This is a genomic window from Pseudomonas sp. KCJK9016 (assembly GCF_046231795.1).
GTDB lineage: Bacteria > Pseudomonadota > Gammaproteobacteria > Pseudomonadales > Pseudomonadaceae > Aquipseudomonas > Aquipseudomonas bananamidigenes.
Genome location: NZ_JBJJMM010000031.1, coordinates 24,464 through 41,562, shown reverse-complemented (window position 1 = coordinate 41,562; position 17,099 = coordinate 24,464). Strand labels below are relative to the sequence as shown.

Below are 17,099 nucleotides of genomic sequence, written 5' to 3'. Positions count from 1 at the left end.
TATTTGCACAGGACCCTGTCCATGCCCGCGCTGATTGAAGCTTTCCTCGACCCCGCCTCCTCGACCTACAGCTACGTGGTCTACGAGGCCGACGGCGGACAGTGTGCAATCGTCGATCCAGTGCTTGATTACGACGGCGCCGCCGGCCGCACCTGCACGGCCCAGGCAGACAAAATCATCGCGTTCGTTCGCGCCCACCATCTGCGAGTGCAATGGTTGCTGGAAACCCACGCCCACGCCGATCACCTCTCCGCCGCGCCTTACCTGCGCCGGGAGCTGGGCGGCAAGATCGCGATTGGCGAGTCGATCAGCAAAGTGCAGAACGTGTTCAAGGCGCTGTTCAACCTTGAGCCGGAATTTCGCGTGGACGGCTCGCAGTTCGATCACCTGTTCGCGCCCAACGAGTCGTTCGGTATCGGCAATCTCAAGGCCACCGCCCTGCACGTTCCCGGCCACACGCCAGCGGACATGGCCTACCTGATCGACGGTGAGCAGATTCTGGTCGGCGACACATTGTTCATGCCCGACGTCGGCACCGCCCGCTGCGACTTCCCGGGCGGCAACGCGCATCAGCTGTTCAATTCGATCCAGAAGCTGCTGGCGTTCCCCGCCAGCGTGAAGCTCTACGTCTGCCACGACTACCCGCCGCAAGGTCGCGCCTCGCAGTGCCAGACCACCGTGGGCGAACAACGCAAAAGCAATATCCATGTGCATGACGGCATCGACGAAGGCGCATTTGTCGAAATGCGCACCAAACGTGATGCCGGGCTGGGCATGCCGACCCTGTTGCTGCCGGCGATTCAGGTGAATGTGCGGGCGGGTAATCTGCCGCCGGCAGAAGACAACGGCGTGACCTATCTGAAGATTCCGATCAACGCCCTATAAGAAAAAGCGTCATGGCTCGTGATGGTGAAAGCTTTTCCCACATGACGCGTCGACACCCATGAACTGGTTTAATTTCGGCGGGCAGGCAGACTCCATGGGGCACTCAACCCATGGAGGTTTTGCAATATGGATATTCGCCGCAACCACCGGGATCTGACCCGGGATGAAAAATCCGCGTTCATCGACGCGGTCCTCAGACTGAAAAACAACGTCGACAGCGTGCTGCACCCCGGTCAGCAGAGCCGTTACGATGACTTCGTCCAGATCCACAGGAACTCGATGGGCCTGGGCAACCCGCTGGTCCCCAACCCGCATGGCAGTCCCCTGTTCTTTCCCTGGCACCGGATTCTGATTCGCCAGTTCGAGCTGGCCCTGCAGACCGCTGCCAATAATCCGGGCATTACCTTGCCTTACTGGAACTGGCAGCTCGGGGGTGCGGACAACCCCTTCACCTCCGACTTCATGGGGGGAAATGGTGACAATACGCTGGGGCAGCGCGTCACCACCGGCCCGTTTTCCCGGGAGCATTCGCGTTTCGAGATTGCCGTATGGGACGAGGAGCCGGGAAACACGGGCCTGCTGCGAAACCTCGGCGCAGAGGGCGCCTTGCCGTCAGCGGAGGCTGTCATTTCGGCGCTTAACAGGACGCCCTACTGGCTGGAACCCGAGGGCTGGGAAAACATTGCGGAAAGAGACCTGCACAACCCGGTTCATGCCTGGGTCGGTGGCAACATGCTACATGCCGCATCCCCCAACGATCCGGTCTTCTTTCTGCATCACTGCTACATGGATCTGTTGTGGGAGCGCTGGAAGCATCAACATCCGCGCCTCCCGGCATTTACGTCCAGGCAGGGCGATCCCGATGAACTGAATGAAACCATTCTGGTTTTCCATCCGGAGAATGAATTTGCCCCATGGGAACAAACGTTCACGGTCGGGCAGGCAATCCATACGACGGAGCTGGGTTACCGGTATGACTACCTGTAACCCGGCCAGCGATCAGTTGCCGAGGGTCAGACCATTTGCCGGCAACGGCAACGCCGTTTTATAGCGCACCTGCTTGAGTGCGAAACTTGACCTTATGTTGGCAACCCCCGGCACCTTGGTCAGAAAGTCCATCATGAAGCGCTCGAGCGACTGAATGGTCGGCACCAGCACCCGGATCAGATAGTCCGGGTCGCCGGCCATCAGGTAGCACTCCATGACCTCCGGGCGGTCGGAAATCGCCTCCTCGAAATGCTGCAAGGCTTCTTCGACCTGCTTCTCCAGGCTGACATGAATGAACACGTTCACGTGCAGCCCGAGCAGGTCGGCATCGAGCAGGGTCACCTGCTCGCGGATCAGTCCCAACTCCTCCATCGACTTCACCCGGTTGAAGCAAGGCGTCGGTGACAAATTGACCGAACGGGCCAGATCGGCGTTGGTGATACGCGCATTCTCCTGAAGGCTGTTGAGAATGCCGATGTCGGTACGGTCCAGTTTGCGCATGAGACAAAACCACCTGTTTTTTATGTTTATGCAGATTTTCTATCTGCAAATGATCTCCAGCGCAACGAAACAGAGAGAAATATTCTTCTTGCCCGGGCCTATGATTGTTGTAGGACAAGATTTCTTTTATCGAAGAATGACTGCCAGCTCACTACAAGAAATTCACAAGATCGAGCGTAGAAGCCATGACCCAAGCGTATGAACCGCTGCGTCTGCACGTCCCTGAACCTTCGGGCCGTCCGGGCTGCAAAACCGATTTCTCCTACCTGCATCTGACCGATGCCGGCATGGTGCGCAAACCTTCCATCGATGTAGAACCCGCCGACACCGCCGACCTGGCCCGTGGTCTCATCCGCGTACTCGATGACCAGGGCAACGCCCTTGGCCCATGGGCCGAAAACGTGCCCGTCGAGATCCTGCGCAAAGGCATGCGCGCCATGCTCAAGACCCGGATCTACGACAACCGCATGGTGGTCGCCCAGCGTCAGAAAAAAATGTCGTTCTACATGCAGAGCCTTGGCGAAGAAGCCATCGGCAGCGCCCAGGCCCTGGCCTTGAACACCGACGACATGTGCTTCCCGACCTATCGTCAGCAAAGCATCCTGATGGCCCGTGACGTACCGCTGGTCGACCTGATCTGTCAGTTGCTGTCCAACGAGCGCGATCCGCTCAAGGGACGTCAATTGCCAATCATGTACTCGGTCAAGGACGCCGGTTTCTTCACCATTTCCGGCAACCTCGCCACTCAATTCGTTCAGGGTGTGGGCTGGGGCATGGCTTCGGCGATCAAGGGCGACACCAAAATCGCCTCGGCCTGGATCGGTGACGGCGCCACCGCCGAATCGGACTTCCACACAGCCCTCACCTTCGCTCACGTCTACCGTGCGCCGGTGATCCTCAACGTGGTCAACAACCAGTGGGCGATCTCGACCTTCCAGGCCATCGCCGGCGGTGAAGCCACCACCTTCGCCGGACGCGGCGTCGGTTGCGGCATTGCCTCCCTGCGGGTAGACGGCAACGATTTCTACGCGGTCTACGCCGCCTCCGCCTGGGCTGCCGAACGCGCCCGCCGCGGCCTCGGCCCGACCATGATCGAATGGGTCACCTACCGCGCCGGCCCACACTCGACCTCAGACGATCCGTCCAAATACCGTCCTGCCGACGACTGGAGCCACTTCCCGCTGGGTGATCCGATTGCCCGCCTGAAACAGCACCTGATCAAGGTCGGCCACTGGTCCGAGGAAGAGCACGCAGCCGTCAGCGCCGAGCTCGAAGCCGAAGTGATCGCTGCGCAGAAGCAGGCCGAACAATACGGCACCCTTGCCGGCGGCCAGATTCCAAGCGCCGCGACCATGTTCGAAGACGTCTACAAAGAGATGCCGGAGCATTTGAAGCGCCAGCGTCAGCAGTTGGGGATCTGACATGAACGACCACAACAACAATATTCAGTTGGAAACCGCCATGACCACGACCACCATGACCATGATCCAGGCCCTGCGCTCGGCCATGGATGTGATGCTTGAGCGTGACGACAATGTGGTGGTATTCGGCCAGGACGTCGGCTACTTCGGCGGCGTATTCCGCTGCACCGAAGGTCTGCAGGCCAAGTACGGCACCTCGCGGGTGTTCGACGCACCGATCTCCGAGAGTGGCATCGTCGGGACCGCCGTGGGCATGGGCGCCTACGGTCTGCGTCCGGTGGTGGAAATCCAGTTTGCCGACTACGTCTACCCGGCCTATGACCAGATCATTTCCGAGGCGGCACGCCTGCGTTATCGCTCCGCCGGCGAGTTCACCGCCCCGCTGACCCTGCGCATGCCTTGCGGTGGCGGCATCTACGGCGGTCAGACGCACAGTCAGAGTATCGAAGCCCTGTTCACCCAGGTCTGCGGCCTGCGCACCGTCATGCCGTCCAACCCGTATGACGCCAAGGGCCTGTTGATCGCCTCCATCGAAAACGATGATCCGGTGATCTTCCTGGAGCCGAAGCGTCTGTACAACGGCCCGTTCGACGGCCACCACGAACGTCCGGTTACCCCGTGGTCGAAACACCCGGCCGCACAGGTGCCTGACGGCTACTACACCGTGCCGCTGGACGTTGCCGCCATCGCCCGTCCGGGCAAGGACGTGACCGTGCTGACCTACGGCACCACCGTGTACGTGTCGCAAGTCGCTGCCGAAGAAAGCGGTGTGGACGCTGAAGTCATCGACCTGCGCAGCCTGTGGCCGCTGGACTTGGACACCATCGTCAAATCCGTGAAGAAAACCGGCCGCTGCGTCGTGGTTCACGAAGCCACCCGCACCTGCGGTTTCGGCGCCGAACTGGTGTCGCTGGTGCAAGAGCATTGCTTCCATCACCTGGAAGCGCCGATCGAGCGCGTCACCGGTTGGGACACCCCCTACCCGCATGCGCAGGAGTGGGCGTATTTCCCTGGGCCGTCCCGCGTGGGCGCGGCGCTGAAACGGGTCATGGAGGTCTGAATGGGCACGCACGTTATCAAGATGCCGGACATCGGCGAAGGCATCGCAGAAGTAGAACTGTCGCAGTGGCACGTCAAGGTCGGCGATCTGGTCGTTGAAGACCAAGTGCTGGCGGATGTGATGACCGACAAGGCAATGGTCGACATCCCGTCGCCGGTGCACGGTAAAGTCATCGCGCTCGGCGGTCAGCCAGGCGAAGTGATGGCCGTCGGCAGTGTGCTGATCAGCATCGAAGTCGAAGGCGCAGGCAATCTGAAGGAGTCCGATAAACCGGCGCCTGTTGCGGCGAAAGAAACACCCGTCGCGCCCAAGGTGGAAGCCGTCGTTGAAAGCAAACCCGCCGCGCCGCGTGCAGCTGCGGTTTGCCAGGGGCCGATGGTCGCCCGCGAAGCCAACGAGCGTCCGCTGGCCTCCCCGGCCGTGCGCAAGCATGCGCTGGATCTGGGCATTCAATTGCGTCTGGTGCGCGGCTCCGGGCCGGCCGGTCGCGTATTGCATGAAGACCTCGAGGCTTATCTGGCACAAGGTCAATCCAACGCTTCGGCGCCGGTCGCCGCGTACGCCCAGCGTCACGATGAAGAACAGATCCAGGTCATCGGCATGCGTCGCAAGATCGCCCAGCGCATGCAGGAAGCCACCCAGCGTGCCGCGCACTTCAGTTATGTCGAGGAAATCGACGTCACCGCAATTGAAGAACTGCGTGCCCATCTGAACGAAAAACACGGCGCCAGCCGCGGCAAGCTGACCTTGCTGCCGTTCCTCATGCGTGCGCTGGTCGTCGCCCTGCGCGACTTCCCGCAGATGAACGCCCGCTACGACGACGAGGCCCAGGTCATCACCCGCCTGGGTGCCGTACATGTCGGCGTCGCCACCCAAAGCGACGTCGGCCTGATGGTGCCGGTGGTGCGCCACGCCGAAGCGCGCAGCCTGTGGGACAGCGCGGCGGAAATCTCCCGCCTCGCCACTGCCGCCCGCAATGGCAAGGCCAGTCGTGATGAACTGTCCGGCTCGACCATCACCCTGACCAGCCTCGGTGCTCTTGGAGGCATTGTCAGCACCCCGGTGTTAAACCTGCCGGAAGTGGCCATTGTCGGCGTGAACAAAATCGTCGAACGGCCGATGGTCATCAAAGGCCAGGTGGTGATCCGCAAGATGATGAACCTCTCCAGCTCCTTCGATCACCGCGTGGTCGACGGCATGGACGCGGCGCTCTTCATCCAGGCCATTCGTGGCCTGCTCGAACAACCCGCGACCCTGTTTGTGGAGTAATGGCATGCAAACTCTGAACACCACGCTGCTGATCATCGGCGGTGGCCCCGGTGGTTACGTGACCGCCATTCGTGCCGGCCAACTGGGCATTTCGACCATTCTGGTCGAGGGCGATTCACTGGGCGGCACTTGCCTGAACATCGGCTGCATTCCGTCGAAAGCGCTGATCCATGTGGCCGAGCAGTTTCACCAGACTCAACATCACAATCAGCATTCGGCACTGGGCATCAGCGTTTCGGCGCCGACCCTCGACATCACCAAGAGCGTCGAGTGGAAGGACGGCATCGTCGATCGCCTGACCACTGGCGTCGCCGCACTGCTGAAGAAGAACAAGGTTCAGGTCATCAACGGCTGGGCCAGGGTCATCGACGGCAAGACCGTGGAAGTCGGCGACACGCGCATCCAGTGTGAACACCTGGTGCTGGCCACCGGTTCGAAAAGCGTCAACCTGCCGATCCTGCCGATCGGTGGGCCGATCATTTCGTCCACCGAAGCACTGGCACCGAAGTCGGTTCCGAAGCGCCTGATCGTGGTCGGCGGCGGCTACATCGGCTTGGAACTGGGCATTACCTATCGCAAGCTCGGCGCCGAGGTCAGCGTGGTCGAAGCACAGGACCGGATCCTGCCGGCCTACGACGCCGAACTGACCCAACCGGTGCACGACGCGCTGAAGCAACTGGGCGTGAAGCTCTACCTGAAGCACAGCGTGCTGGGTTTCGACGGCAAGTTGCAGGTGCGCGATCCAAACGGCGACACCCTGAACCTGGAGACCGATCAGGTGCTGGTGGCCGTCGGTCGCAAACCCAATACCCAAGGCTGGAACCTCGAAGCGCTGAACCTCGAGATGAACGGCTCGGCGATCAAGATCGACAGTCGCTGCCAGACCAGCATGCGCAACGTTTACGCCATCGGTGACCTGAGCGGCGAGCCGATGCTGGCCCACCGTGCCATGGCCCAGGGCGAGATGGTCGCCGAGCTGATCAGCGGCAAGCACCGCGAGTTCAACCCGACCGCCATCGCCGCCGTGTGCTTCACCGACCCGGAACTGGTAGTAGTCGGTCAGACCCCGGACGAAGCCAGGGCGGTGGGGCTCGATTGCATCGTGTCGAACTTCCCGTTCGCCGCCAATGGTCGGGCGATGACCCTGGAATCGAAAAGCGGCTTCGTGCGGGTGGTCGCCCGTCGGGACAATCATGTGATCGTTGGCTGGCAAGCGGTCGGTGTCGGGGTCTCGGAGCTGTCGACCGCGTTCGCACAAAGCCTGGAAATGGGCGCGCGACTGGAAGACATCGGCGGCACCATCCATGCGCATCCGACCCTGGGTGAAGCGGTGCAGGAAGCGGCGCTGCGTGCCCTCGGGCATGCGCTGCACCTGTGATTCAGAGTTATTGAGGGTGGCTGTGATGGCCACTTCGCGAGCAGGCTCGCTCCCACAGGGGAATGCATTCCAACTGTGAGAGCGAGCCTGCTCGCGAATTCTTGAGGGTCAACACGAACTATCTGTCTGTCATCCGATAGTCCGGGCTGCGAAACCGCTCAAGAATGAAGTATTGTTGTGCCCATCCAAAAAAACGTCAGAAGCCTTGAACCGCTTCGGCGGTTGTTAAGTGATAGAGGGTGTCATGGGTAACGAAAGCATCAATTGGGACAAGCTGGGTTTTGATTACATCAAGACCGACAAACGCTATCTGTCGTACTTTCGCAACGGCGAGTGGGACAAAGGCACCCTGACCGAAGACAACGTGCTGCACATCAGCGAAGGCTCCACGGCCCTTCACTATGGCCAGCAATGCTTCGAAGGCCTGAAGGCCTATCGTTGCAAGGACGGCTCGATCAACCTGTTCCGTCCGGACCAGAACGCCGCCCGCATGCAACGCAGCTGCGCCCGCCTGCTGATGCCGCATGTGTCCACCGAGCAGTTCATCGAAGCGTGCAAGCAAGTGGTTCGCGCCAACGAGCGCTTCATCCCGCCTTACGGCACCGGTGGCGCGCTGTACCTGCGTCCGTTCGTGATCGGCGTGGGTGACAACATCGGCGTGCGCACCGCGCCGGAGTTCATCTTCTCGGTGTTCGCGATCCCGGTCGGCGCCTACTTCAAGGGCGGCCTGACCCCGCACAACTTCCAGATCTCCACCTTCGACCGCGCCGCGCCACAAGGCACCGGTGCCGCCAAGGTCGGTGGCAACTACGCCGCCAGCCTGATGCCGGGCTCCCAGGCCAAGAAAGCGCACTTCGCTGACGCCATCTACCTGGATCCGCTGACCCACAAGAAGATCGAGGAAGTCGGTTCGGCCAACTTCTTCGGGATCACCCACGATGACAAGTTCGTCACCCCGAACTCGCCATCGGTACTGCCTGGCATCACCCGTCTGTCGCTGATCGAACTGGCCAAATCCCGTCTGGGCCTGGAAGTGGTCGAAGGCGACGTGTTCATCGACAAACTGTCGGACTTCAAGGAAGCCGGCGCCTGCGGTACCGCTGCGGTGATCACCCCGATCGGTGGCATCAGCTACAACGGCAACCTGCACGTGTTCCACAGCGAAACCGAAGTCGGCCCTGTGACCCAGAAGCTCTACAAGGAGCTGACCGGCGTACAGACCGGCGACATCGAAGCGCCAGCCGGCTGGATCGTCAAGGTTTGATCTGACGGCCAGATGCACAAAAGCCCCCATCGATCACTCGATGGGGGCTTTTTCATGGGGTCTGTTTTTGCAGCCACGCCACAAATGTCTGAGCCGAGGCAGAGGCCTGCGGCGCAACACCGTAGTAATAACGTGGCAGCGGCATCCGCAGATCGGGTGACGGACAGACCAGCCGACCACTCGACAGATGTGTGCCCAGCAACGTGGTCGGACACAACGCGATACCCTCGCCCGCCACGGCAGCTTCCAGCACTCGATGCATGTAATCGAACTGGCGAATCGCCTGGCTTGCACTCTGAGGCTGACCAAAACGCAGCGCCCAGTGATGCCAGTCTTCGCGTCGCGCCCTGACAGTCAGCAGAGTGTGCCGGCCCAGATCGGCAAGGTCTGCCAGCGGTATCCGCTCAAGCAGCGCAGGCGCCGCCACCATCAACAATTCATCGTCAAACAACGGGTGTGACTCGATGGTTGGCGCCCAGTCGTCGCGGCCACGACGGATGACAATGTCGAAACTGTCCTGTGCTGGATCCGGCGACCGTGTCTGGGTGACCACCTGCGGTTCGATGTCCGGATGCTCTGCCTTGAAGGCATCCAGCCGGGGCATCAGCCATAACTGGGCAAACGACGGTCGGGTGTTGATGGTCACTGTCGGTCGCGCCGCCTGCTGACGCAACCCGGCAGCCGCGTCGGCGATCTGCGCAAGTCCGGCGCTGACTTGCTGATAAAAGCGTTGGCCGGCAGGCGTCAGCAGCGATTGCCGGATACGCCGCTCGAACAGCAACACACCCAGATGTTCCTCCAGCAATTTGATGTGCCGGCTGATGGCACTATGACTCACGTGCAGCTCTTCGGCTGCCAGCGTGAAACTCTGGTGACGGGCGGCGACCGCAAAGGCACGAACCGCATTGAGCGGCGGGAGTGATTTATTCATGGGTCTAATTTAGTCACACATACGCCGCATTTAAAGCGTTTGTCACAGGCTCGTCGTCACGCCAACCTGACTGCACGCCCGCCCCCGCGCCCCGATGGAACCAGACATGCACAGTTACGGACTCTTTGTTCTCTTCGCCACCCTGACCATTTTGAGCCCGGGCCCGGGTGTGGTACTGACCCTGTCCAACGCCGTGCGTCTGGGCTGGACCGGTGCAGTACCGGGGATTCTGGGGATTGCCTCGGGGGCGTTCGTGGTCGCTGCCCTTAGTGCAACCAGTGTCGGTCTGATCCTCAGCGCATCGGCAACGGCTTTTACCGTACTGAAATACGCCGGCGCCGCTTACTTGTTGTACCTGGGTTTCAAGAGCTGGCGTTCAGATCGTTTCCGTACCCTGCAACACGTTCGCCCTTCTCGCGCGAGTTACCGTTTTCTGGAAGCTGCGTCCCTGCAATTTCTCAACCCCAAAGCCATCTTCTTCTTTCTGGCGGTGTTCCCGCAGTTCATCGACACCGCACAGGCTTTCCTTCCGCAATTTTTCAAACTGGTGGCCTCTTACGCCGTGCTGGTGATGTTGGTGCACGGCAGTTATGCGCTGCTCGCCAATGCTGCCAAAGGCTGGCTGTCGAGCCCGAAAGGTTCCTGGCTGGCGGCAAAGGTCTCGGGGGTGACCTTCGCCGGTTTTGGTTTGCTCATGGCTTCGGCAACGCGCTGAACGGAGGGCGGAGGCTCCACCTGTTTCAACGCGATACGTTTGCCGCTGCGCCCGGTCATTCCACCGGCCTGCCCGTTCTGCTGCTTGCCCGTCCGCGCCTGGGTAATCAGACCAGGGATCAATTCCCCCTCAGGCAGATTCTTCCAGAAGCGCAGGGGCAAATGCCCCTGCATGACCTTTTCGTTCAGCCGCGCCGGGTTGAAGATATGGCTGTAGTAAGCCAGCCATAAATCACCGCGTGGATCGTCGACGTTCTGTGCCAGTTGTTGCCATTGCAGCGGGCACTGGCGCTGATGGATCAATTGTTCGCCATCGTAATAAACGCCATCACGCGGCGTAGCTATCAACCAGCGATGTCGCCCCATGCGCCCGATGAAGTGTTCGCTGGCGCTACGCAGGATGTCGTGGGCCGGTTCGTGCCACGCCACGTATTGCGGGCCCGGCAGGTCCGATGGGCGCTCGATGAAACGCACGAACGCATGCAGATGATGGGCTTCGCGTTGCACCTGCTTGATCCGCCGCTGCAACTCGCTGCCCAGTTGGTCGCCGGCCATCATTGCCGTGCGATCGCCGTGGCTGACTCGCCACAGCACCTCGTACAACAGGCTCCAGCGCTGATCACCACGGTAGCGTGACGCTTGTTCCAGCGTGTCGAGCAACGCACGGGGAATCCGCGCCTGAAACGGCCCCTGTCCTTCCGGCACCGACACGTCACTGGCAAACAGATCACTCACCCCCTCCGACGCCCAGCTCACCAGACTCGGATCGATTTCATGGCTGAGCAGCCAGCGGGCCTGTTGGCGCCAGACGTCGAACAGATCGTCACAGTCGAGATTGATCATCCCCACAACCCCATCTGCTGCGGCATCGGCCGGTCGCGCAACTGCTGATAGAGCATCTGGCTGGAGACCTCCGCCTGTTGCGGGTGGTAATCGCTGGTGATGATGAACGGCTTGGCCTTGGCCAGCACACAGCGCATTCGGGCCACGTCTTCATAGCGGATACGCCGCTGCCGACGCAGCTCCACCAGACGTTCGGTGGTACGCAGGCCGATGCCGGGAATACGCGAAATCAACGCCGGTTCGGCGCGGTTGAGATCCAGCGGAAACACTTCACGGTTCTGCAGCGCCCAGGCCAGTTTCGGGTCGATGTCCAGCGCCAGATTGCCCGGTCCCTTGAGCAATTCACCGGCGCTGTAGCCATAACTGCGCAACAGGAAGTCAGCCTGATACAAACGGTGCTCGCGCATCAGCGGCGGCGCGGCCAACGGTACGCTTTTCGGGCTGTCGGGAATCGGGCTGAAAGCGGAGTAGTACACACGGCGCAAACGGAAGTTGCCATACAACGCTTGAGCGCTATGCAGGATGGTGCTGTCGTCGGTGTCATCGGCACCGACAATCATCTGTGTGCTCTGCCCGGCTGGGGCGAATTTGGGTGCGCGAGGTTCGTTCAACACAGTCTGTAGGCCGGTGTGGATCGTGTTCATCGCCTGCCTGATCGAGCCGATGTGTTTCTCCGGCGCCAGGGTTTGCAGGCTGGTATCGGTGGGCAATTCAATGTTGACGCTCAAGCGGTCGGCATAACACCCGGCTTCTTCGATCAGCGCGGGATCCGCTTCGGGGATGGTCTTGAGATGGATGTAGCCTCGAAACTCATGCTCCTCACGCAGCAGCTTCGCGACACGCACCAACTGCTCCATCGTGTAGTCCGCCGAACGGATGATGCCAGAGCTGAGGAACAACCCGCTGACGCAATTGCGCCGGTAGAAATCCAGGGTCAGCGTCACCACTTCCTCCGGCGTGAAACGCGCACGTGGAACGTCGCTGGAACGCCGGTTGACGCAATACTGGCAATCGTAGAGACAGAAATTGGTCAGCAGAATCTTGAGCAACGACACGCAACGCCCGTCCGGCGTGTAGCTGTGACAGATGCCCATGCCGTTGGTGGAGCCCAGACCGTTCTTGCCTTCGGAGCTACGCTTGGGCGCGCCACTGCTGGCGCAGGAAGCGTCATATTTGGCGGCGTCGGCGAGGATGCTGAGTTTGTCGATGAGTTGCATGGCATGGACTCTATACTGTTCGCATATACAGTATAGAGTCCATCCACAGGCCACAAGCCGTGAAACGACCCTTCGTCAGTCAGTCTTGTTACAGTCGGCTGCCAGCTGCGATGGTCGAGGATTTACGCACCGGGACAGGCTGCGTCGCCTCGGGCCATTGCACCCCGAATCGCGCCGCCATTTCCTTGCGCCCCGCCACCGTCAACGCCAGCGCCCGGCTGTCCAGATCCTGTGTCACCCATTTGCGTTTCAACGCAACCTGCAATAACGCTGCCCCGAGCGATCCGCCCAAATGTGGCCGGCGCATGCTCCAGTCCAGGCACGCGCAGGCAAACCGTCGGCGTAGCGTCGAAAGATCCCTGACCTTGACTCCCAGCCCTTGGAACAGCGCCTCCCCGCTTTCGCTCAAGCGATACGTCTGTTCATCGGCTTCCACCAGCCATCCGCCTTCCAGCATCCGGTCATGCAGCAACACCGCCAACGTCCCGGCCATGTGGTCGTAACAAGTGCGGGCGAATTGCAGGCGATCCGGTGTGTGGGGTTTGAAGGTCGGCGCAGGGTTCTGGCCGATCACCATCAGCGCTTCCAGCGCCTGGGCCACACGCTTGTCGGCGAGGCTGTAATAACGGTGGCGGCCCTGCACATGCAGGCGCACCAGCGCCAGGTCCTTGAGTTTGGCCAGGTGTGCGCTGGCGGTCGAAGCGCTGACGTCGGCGAGGGTCGCCAGCTCCGTGGCGGTACGGGCGTGGCCGTCCATCAGCGCACACAGCATTTTGGTTCGCGCCGGCTCCGCGATGGCGGCCGCCACCTGCGAGACGCCGATGTCTGGATGTTCTGCGTGCATATTTCGCTCCCGGACGAATCATCGCCCTCAAGGACTGGAGATAGTAGCAACACTTTCCCCACCGACAAGGTTGCGATCCATGGACCCGATCATCGCTGCGACTCACGCCGATCCTTATTTTTACTACGCAAAACTGCGCTCTGAAGGCGGTCTCATCTTTCATCACGGACTGAAACTGTGGGTGGCCAGCAGTGCACGGGCAGTTTGCGCCGTCCTGGCGAATCCGGATTGCCGGGTGCGTCCGGCGCAGGAGCCGGTGCCCAAAGCCATCGCCGATGGCATGGCGGGCAAGGTGTTCGGCCAGTTGATGCGCATGAATGATGGCGAAGCTCAGCGGTGCCCGCGTTCGGCCATTGAGCCGACGCTGGGGATGATCAATGACGACGATGTCCAGGCGCTGGTCGCCGCTCGGCTGGTGACTGACGATGCCGACGGCTTATATAAGGCAATGTTTCGCGGCCCGGTGTGCGTGGTTGCAGCGTTGCTCGGATTCTCCCCGGCGCAAGCGCGGGCAATCAGTGAGCTGACCGCCGATTTTGCAGCGTGCCTGTCACCGCTGAGCAATGACCTGCAACTGGCCGCAGCCCATCGGGCGGCGGAGCAATTGCACGGTGACTTCATTGAATTACTGGCAAACCCGAACCCGTTTCTCGCCAACATTCAACAGCGCTTTTCAGGCAAAGAGGACGTGCTGATCGCCAACCTCATCGGTCTCTGTTCGCAGACATTCGAAGCCAGCGCCGGCTTGATCGGCAATGCGTTGGTGGCGTTGCAGCGTCAGCCGGAACTACGCAACGTGTCAGTCGATTCGCTGCTGGCCGAAGTCCAGCGCTTCGATCCGTCGGTGCAGAACACCCGCCGTTTTGTCGCGAACACCTGCGAAATCGACGGCGTCCGACTTGAAGCAGGTGAGGTGATTCTGGTGTTACTCGCCTCGGCCAATCGCGACCCGGCACTGAATGAAAACCCGGATCAATTTCTGCCGGATCGCCCGAACCGCCGCAGCTTCACGTTCGGCAGCGGTCGTCATCAATGCCCGGGGCAAAGGTTGGCGATGACGATTGCCAGCGCCACCGTCGGTGAAATCCTCGCCCATGACATCGACCTGAGCCGATTCACCTGGCATTACCGCCCTTCCCTCAATGGTCGGATTCCACTGTTCAGCGAAAAATGACTTAAGCGCTGCGCAACTCGATGGTCAGGTGCGACAGCTCATGCACCGGCGCCAGTCGCTCGCGAATCGCCTCTGCCGTGACGCCGGCAGCCGCCACCACACTGACAATCGCCGCCCGTGCCTGCGGGCCGACCTGCCAGACGTGCAGGTCGCTGATGCGCACGTCGTCGGAGGTTTCCAGCAATTCGCGAATCTCCTCGGCTACCGGTTCATCGGTGGCGTCGAGCAGCACGGCAGCGCTGTCGCGCATGAGGTTCCAGGCCCATTTGGCGATGACGATGGAGCCGACGATGCCCATCACCGGGTCCATCCACACCCAGCCCAGATAGCGGCCGGCAAGCAGCGCCGCAATTGCCAGCACCGACGTCAGCGCGTCAGCCAATACGTGAACGTAGGCTGAACGCAGGTTGTTGTCGTGATGGTGGTGATGACCATGATCGTGGCTATGGCCGTGTCCGTGGTCATGATGACCGTGGTGGCCGGCCAGCAGAAAGGCGCTGAGCAAGTTGACGCCCAGGCCGACCACGGCAATCAGGGTCGCTTCGCCGAACGCCACGCGGGTAGGTTCGAACAGACGGAAAACCGATTCCCCGGCAATGCCCAGCGACACCAGCCCCAACACCATGGCCGAGGCGAACCCCGCCAGATCGCCGACCTTGCCAGTGCCGAAACTGAACCGACGGTTGTTGGCGTTGCGCCGGGCAAAACTGTAGGCCGCCGCTGCGATGCCCAAGGCGCCGGCATGGGTCGCCATGTGGAAACCGTCAGCCAACAGCGCCATGGAGCCTGTGAGATAACCGGCGGCAATCTCGCCGATCATCATCACGAACGTGAGTACCACTACCCACAGGGTGCGGCGGGCGTTGTCGTCGTGGGACGCACCGAGAAACTGGTGGTCGTGGGAAAAATCATCAACCTTGAGTGTCATGATCTCGGTGCTCACTTGGAATATCGGCGAATGGCCTGCAGCAACTCTTCCACGCCCTGGGCGCGGGCTTCGTCGCTGAGATCGGGATGGGCAACGTGCTCGCGGGCGTGGGCCTCGATGAACTGCTCCATCAGCCCGTTGACCGCACCGCGAATCGCCGCCATCAAATGCAACGTCTTGGCACAATCGGCCTCGGACTCCAGGGCCCGTTCAACCGCCTGAACCTGCCCGGCAATGCGCCGGACCCGATTGAGCAACTCGCCTTTGTGTTCGTGTGTATGCGACATACCTATACCCCCTACCCCTATCTGGCGAGCATGGTCTCCGTTCCAATCGAAAGAGGCAAGGTCCGTTTTCGACCGCTCGTCGTGGCTTGAGATCCGGATGCGGGAAAATTGAGGTGACACCTGAGGTAGTGCCGCCTCCGAGAGGCTCTTCAGATACAGGGCCGTGGGCAGCCCTCGTCTGTCAGGCCCATTGCAGCGGTGGGGCCGCCGTGAAACAGAGGTCTACGTTCAGTTGTGCGGCAGCCGACAGATTGACCAGCGCGTCCAGAGAGAACTTGTCGATTTTGCCGTTGAGTACATCGTTCAGGCGCGGCTGAGTGATGCCGAGTCGCTTGGCCGCTTCCTTCTGCGGAAGCTCCCAGGTACGGATTGTTTCGCAAAGCGTGCGCATCACTTTGGCCCGCAGGCGCATGTTGGCCGCTTCCTGCGGCGTGTCTTCCAGTGCATCCCAGACGCTTGCGAAACGCTGGGAAGAGTTTTGATGATCCGTCATGGTTCAACCTGTTTCCTTTTGCTGTGTGCCTTGCAGGCTATATCAAAACCGATATAAATCAAGTTTGAATTGGCTTATCTGACATTTGGTATCACAAAGCAGAAATTCGCGAGCCGGCACAGCTGACAAGCCGACGCAGAACCCCCGTGGGAGCGAGCCTGCTCGCGAAGGCGGACTGAAAAATGACGCATCATTTGCCGCCATCCGCGAGGCTACATTGCCTTGCGCCTTTGCCTACAACTGCGCCAGAATCCGCCGGCTTGTGCGGTTTTGGGGGCGTCGGTAACTTGATTCGCATCACTGAATGGTCAGTGAACGGGTTTAGTCGCTCGATGATTTCTCAAAACTTTACATGTGCTCCAGACAGTCAGGTGACCTTCATCTGCACTTTATGGCGGCTGTGTGCAGGGCACCCTTGGGTGCGCCGGTTTTGGGAAGTCGCCGGTCGACTAACCTGCGTACAGCTGCCACCTATTCGTTTAGTCGCGAGGTGGTGTCGGCATCACTTTGAGGCTTTCCCGAATGTTCAAATACGTACCCGATCCACCCGAAAAAAGCACACCCGACGATTCCGACCCGACTTCGCCCTACTCTTCCAGCGATCCAAAAAAACTCCACGAAGACGCCGAGCGCGCCCTCGACCATTACCTGAAACCCACCGCCCCGAAAAAACACTGTCCCGACCGCATGTTCCTCGTTGCCCCCCACATCGATCAGCATGCCCTGTTGGCCCACGCCTGCGAATCAATGACCTCGGCCAGCGTGATGCTCAGCGACTTCGCCGCGCTGCTGGACCCGCCCTACCGCAGTACCGTCCTGGGCATCGCCCAAGTGGTGATGTTCGGCGAACTGGCCGTGACCCGGGCGCTGGACACACTCGATGCCACGACCTGAGGAACACCC

The 17,099-nt window shown here is 60.8% G+C and carries 17 protein-coding genes and 1 pseudogene; 10 read left to right on the top strand and 8 right to left on the bottom strand.

What is annotated here, in order from left to right; translation table 11 throughout:
* Positions 1 to 21 precede the first annotated feature (21 nt).
* Both ACK6BI_RS24160 and ACK6BI_RS24155 read left to right on the top strand, forming a co-directional pair.
* The gene (locus ACK6BI_RS24160; RefSeq protein ID WP_409319044.1) at positions 22 to 885 is read left to right on the top strand and encodes an MBL fold metallo-hydrolase; all 864 of its coding nucleotides are present in this window, start codon (positions 22 to 24) and stop codon (positions 883 to 885) included.
* 126 nt (positions 886 to 1,011) lie between these two features.
* Positions 1,012 to 1,872: a tyrosinase family protein gene (locus ACK6BI_RS24155; RefSeq protein ID WP_409319043.1), complete on the top strand. Its 861-nt coding sequence runs from the start codon at positions 1,012 to 1,014 to the stop codon at positions 1,870 to 1,872.
* A gap of 12 nt (positions 1,873 to 1,884) precedes the next feature.
* On the opposite strand, the gene bkdR is transcribed toward ACK6BI_RS24155, so the two are convergent.
* Positions 1,885 to 2,373, bottom strand: coding sequence for a Bkd operon transcriptional regulator BkdR (gene bkdR / locus ACK6BI_RS24150; RefSeq protein WP_409319042.1), 489 nt, complete (start codon positions 2,371 to 2,373; stop codon positions 1,885 to 1,887).
* A gap of 185 nt (positions 2,374 to 2,558) precedes the next feature.
* On the opposite strand from bkdR, the gene ACK6BI_RS24145 reads away from it, so the two are divergent.
* From ACK6BI_RS24145 to ACK6BI_RS24125, 5 genes are all read left to right on the top strand, one after another.
* Positions 2,559 to 3,794 carry a 3-methyl-2-oxobutanoate dehydrogenase (2-methylpropanoyl-transferring) subunit alpha gene (locus ACK6BI_RS24145; protein ID WP_409319041.1) on the top strand — a complete coding sequence of 412 codons (1,236 nt, stop codon included), beginning with the start codon at positions 2,559 to 2,561 and terminating at the stop codon, positions 3,792 to 3,794.
* Between the two features lies 1 nt (position 3,795).
* Positions 3,796 to 4,854, top strand: coding sequence for an alpha-ketoacid dehydrogenase subunit beta (locus ACK6BI_RS24140; protein ID WP_065258951.1), 1,059 nt, complete (start codon positions 3,796 to 3,798; stop codon positions 4,852 to 4,854).
* Positions 4,855 to 6,123: a dihydrolipoamide acetyltransferase family protein gene (locus ACK6BI_RS24135; protein WP_409319040.1), complete on the top strand. Its 1,269-nt coding sequence runs from the start codon at positions 4,855 to 4,857 to the stop codon at positions 6,121 to 6,123.
* A 4-nt stretch (positions 6,124 to 6,127) separates the two neighbouring features.
* Positions 6,128 to 7,501, top strand: a complete 1,374-nt coding sequence (gene lpdA / locus ACK6BI_RS24130) for a dihydrolipoyl dehydrogenase (RefSeq protein ID WP_409319039.1) — start codon at positions 6,128 to 6,130, stop codon at positions 7,499 to 7,501.
* A gap of 244 nt (positions 7,502 to 7,745) precedes the next feature.
* Positions 7,746 to 8,765 (top strand): branched-chain amino acid aminotransferase, encoded by a 1,020-nt coding sequence (locus tag ACK6BI_RS24125; protein WP_260519979.1) that lies wholly within the window; start codon positions 7,746 to 7,748, stop codon positions 8,763 to 8,765.
* A 52-nt stretch (positions 8,766 to 8,817) separates the two neighbouring features.
* Here ACK6BI_RS24125 and ACK6BI_RS24120 read toward each other — a convergent pair whose 3' ends face one another.
* Entirely contained in the window at positions 8,818 to 9,696 is an 879-nt protein-coding gene (locus tag ACK6BI_RS24120) for a LysR substrate-binding domain-containing protein (RefSeq protein WP_409319038.1), read from the bottom strand.
* 106 nt (positions 9,697 to 9,802) lie between these two features.
* Here ACK6BI_RS24120 and ACK6BI_RS24115 point away from each other — a divergent pair, with 106 nt between their 5' ends.
* Positions 9,803 to 10,411, top strand: coding sequence for a LysE family translocator (locus ACK6BI_RS24115; protein ID WP_409319037.1), 609 nt, complete (start codon positions 9,803 to 9,805; stop codon positions 10,409 to 10,411).
* Positions 10,412 to 10,434: 23 nt separating this feature from the next.
* Here the strand turns inward: ACK6BI_RS24115 and ACK6BI_RS24110 are convergent.
* The 3 genes and pseudogenes from ACK6BI_RS24110 to ACK6BI_RS24100 all read right to left on the bottom strand — a co-directional run.
* Positions 10,435 to 11,253 (bottom strand): annotated as a pseudogene (locus ACK6BI_RS24110) (TIGR03915 family putative DNA repair protein); the annotation flags it as partial.
* Positions 11,250 to 12,470 carry a putative DNA modification/repair radical SAM protein gene (locus ACK6BI_RS24105; RefSeq protein WP_409319036.1) on the bottom strand — a complete coding sequence of 407 codons (1,221 nt, stop codon included), beginning with the start codon at positions 12,468 to 12,470 and terminating at the stop codon, positions 11,250 to 11,252. The gene ACK6BI_RS24105 and the pseudogene ACK6BI_RS24110, both read right to left, overlap by 4 nt.
* A gap of 88 nt (positions 12,471 to 12,558) precedes the next feature.
* Positions 12,559 to 13,314 (bottom strand): ArsR/SmtB family transcription factor, encoded by a 756-nt coding sequence (locus tag ACK6BI_RS24100; RefSeq protein WP_409319035.1) that lies wholly within the window; start codon positions 13,312 to 13,314, stop codon positions 12,559 to 12,561.
* 79 nt (positions 13,315 to 13,393) lie between these two features.
* Between ACK6BI_RS24100 and ACK6BI_RS24095 the strand changes: the two genes are divergently transcribed.
* Positions 13,394 to 14,488 (top strand): cytochrome P450, encoded by a 1,095-nt coding sequence (locus ACK6BI_RS24095; RefSeq protein ID WP_409319034.1) that lies wholly within the window; start codon positions 13,394 to 13,396, stop codon positions 14,486 to 14,488.
* Between the two features lies 1 nt (position 14,489).
* On the opposite strand, the gene dmeF is transcribed toward ACK6BI_RS24095, so the two are convergent.
* The 3 genes from dmeF to ACK6BI_RS24080 form a co-directional block, all read right to left on the bottom strand.
* Entirely contained in the window at positions 14,490 to 15,416 is a 927-nt protein-coding gene (gene dmeF / locus ACK6BI_RS24090; RefSeq protein ID WP_409319033.1) for a CDF family Co(II)/Ni(II) efflux transporter DmeF, read from the bottom strand.
* Between the two features lie 11 nt (positions 15,417 to 15,427).
* A complete protein-coding gene (locus ACK6BI_RS24085; RefSeq protein WP_065258432.1) occupies positions 15,428 to 15,703 on the bottom strand; it encodes a metal/formaldehyde-sensitive transcriptional repressor in 276 nt (91 codons plus the stop codon).
* 181 nt (positions 15,704 to 15,884) lie between these two features.
* Positions 15,885 to 16,196: a helix-turn-helix domain-containing protein gene (locus ACK6BI_RS24080; RefSeq protein WP_409319032.1), complete on the bottom strand. Its 312-nt coding sequence runs from the start codon at positions 16,194 to 16,196 to the stop codon at positions 15,885 to 15,887.
* A 522-nt stretch (positions 16,197 to 16,718) separates the two neighbouring features.
* Between ACK6BI_RS24080 and ACK6BI_RS24075 the strand changes: the two genes are divergently transcribed.
* On the top strand, positions 16,719 to 17,090 hold the full coding sequence (locus tag ACK6BI_RS24075) for a DUF6124 family protein (RefSeq protein WP_409319031.1): 372 nt from the start codon (positions 16,719 to 16,721) through the stop codon (positions 17,088 to 17,090).
* Positions 17,091 to 17,099 lie beyond the last annotated feature (9 nt).

What these genes read in the sequence shown, in the direction of transcription:
- ACK6BI_RS24160 (WP_409319044.1), top strand. Translation starts at nt 22, where the DNA reads ATGCCCGCGCTGATTGAAGCTTTCCTCGACCCCGCCTCCTCGACCTAC.
- ACK6BI_RS24155 (WP_409319043.1), top strand. Translation starts at nt 1,012, where the DNA reads ATGGATATTCGCCGCAACCACCGGGATCTGACCCGGGATGAAAAATCC.
- bkdR (WP_409319042.1), bottom strand. Translation starts at nt 2,373, where the DNA reads ATGCGCAAACTGGACCGTACCGACATCGGCATTCTCAACAGCCTTCAG.
- ACK6BI_RS24145 (WP_409319041.1), top strand. Translation starts at nt 2,559, where the DNA reads ATGACCCAAGCGTATGAACCGCTGCGTCTGCACGTCCCTGAACCTTCG.
- ACK6BI_RS24140 (WP_065258951.1), top strand. Translation starts at nt 3,796, where the DNA reads ATGAACGACCACAACAACAATATTCAGTTGGAAACCGCCATGACCACG.
- ACK6BI_RS24135 (WP_409319040.1), top strand. Translation starts at nt 4,855, where the DNA reads ATGGGCACGCACGTTATCAAGATGCCGGACATCGGCGAAGGCATCGCA.
- lpdA (WP_409319039.1), top strand. Translation starts at nt 6,128, where the DNA reads ATGCAAACTCTGAACACCACGCTGCTGATCATCGGCGGTGGCCCCGGT.
- ACK6BI_RS24125 (WP_260519979.1), top strand. Translation starts at nt 7,746, where the DNA reads ATGGGTAACGAAAGCATCAATTGGGACAAGCTGGGTTTTGATTACATC.
- ACK6BI_RS24120 (WP_409319038.1), bottom strand. Translation starts at nt 9,696, where the DNA reads ATGAATAAATCACTCCCGCCGCTCAATGCGGTTCGTGCCTTTGCGGTC.
- ACK6BI_RS24115 (WP_409319037.1), top strand. Translation starts at nt 9,803, where the DNA reads ATGCACAGTTACGGACTCTTTGTTCTCTTCGCCACCCTGACCATTTTG.
- ACK6BI_RS24105 (WP_409319036.1), bottom strand. Translation starts at nt 12,470, where the DNA reads ATGCAACTCATCGACAAACTCAGCATCCTCGCCGACGCCGCCAAATAT.
- ACK6BI_RS24100 (WP_409319035.1), bottom strand. Translation starts at nt 13,314, where the DNA reads ATGCACGCAGAACATCCAGACATCGGCGTCTCGCAGGTGGCGGCCGCC.
- ACK6BI_RS24095 (WP_409319034.1), top strand. Translation starts at nt 13,394, where the DNA reads ATGGACCCGATCATCGCTGCGACTCACGCCGATCCTTATTTTTACTAC.
- dmeF (WP_409319033.1), bottom strand. Translation starts at nt 15,416, where the DNA reads ATGACACTCAAGGTTGATGATTTTTCCCACGACCACCAGTTTCTCGGT.
- ACK6BI_RS24085 (WP_065258432.1), bottom strand. Translation starts at nt 15,703, where the DNA reads ATGTCGCATACACACGAACACAAAGGCGAGTTGCTCAATCGGGTCCGG.
- ACK6BI_RS24080 (WP_409319032.1), bottom strand. Translation starts at nt 16,196, where the DNA reads ATGACGGATCATCAAAACTCTTCCCAGCGTTTCGCAAGCGTCTGGGAT.
- ACK6BI_RS24075 (WP_409319031.1), top strand. Translation starts at nt 16,719, where the DNA reads ATGTTCAAATACGTACCCGATCCACCCGAAAAAAGCACACCCGACGAT.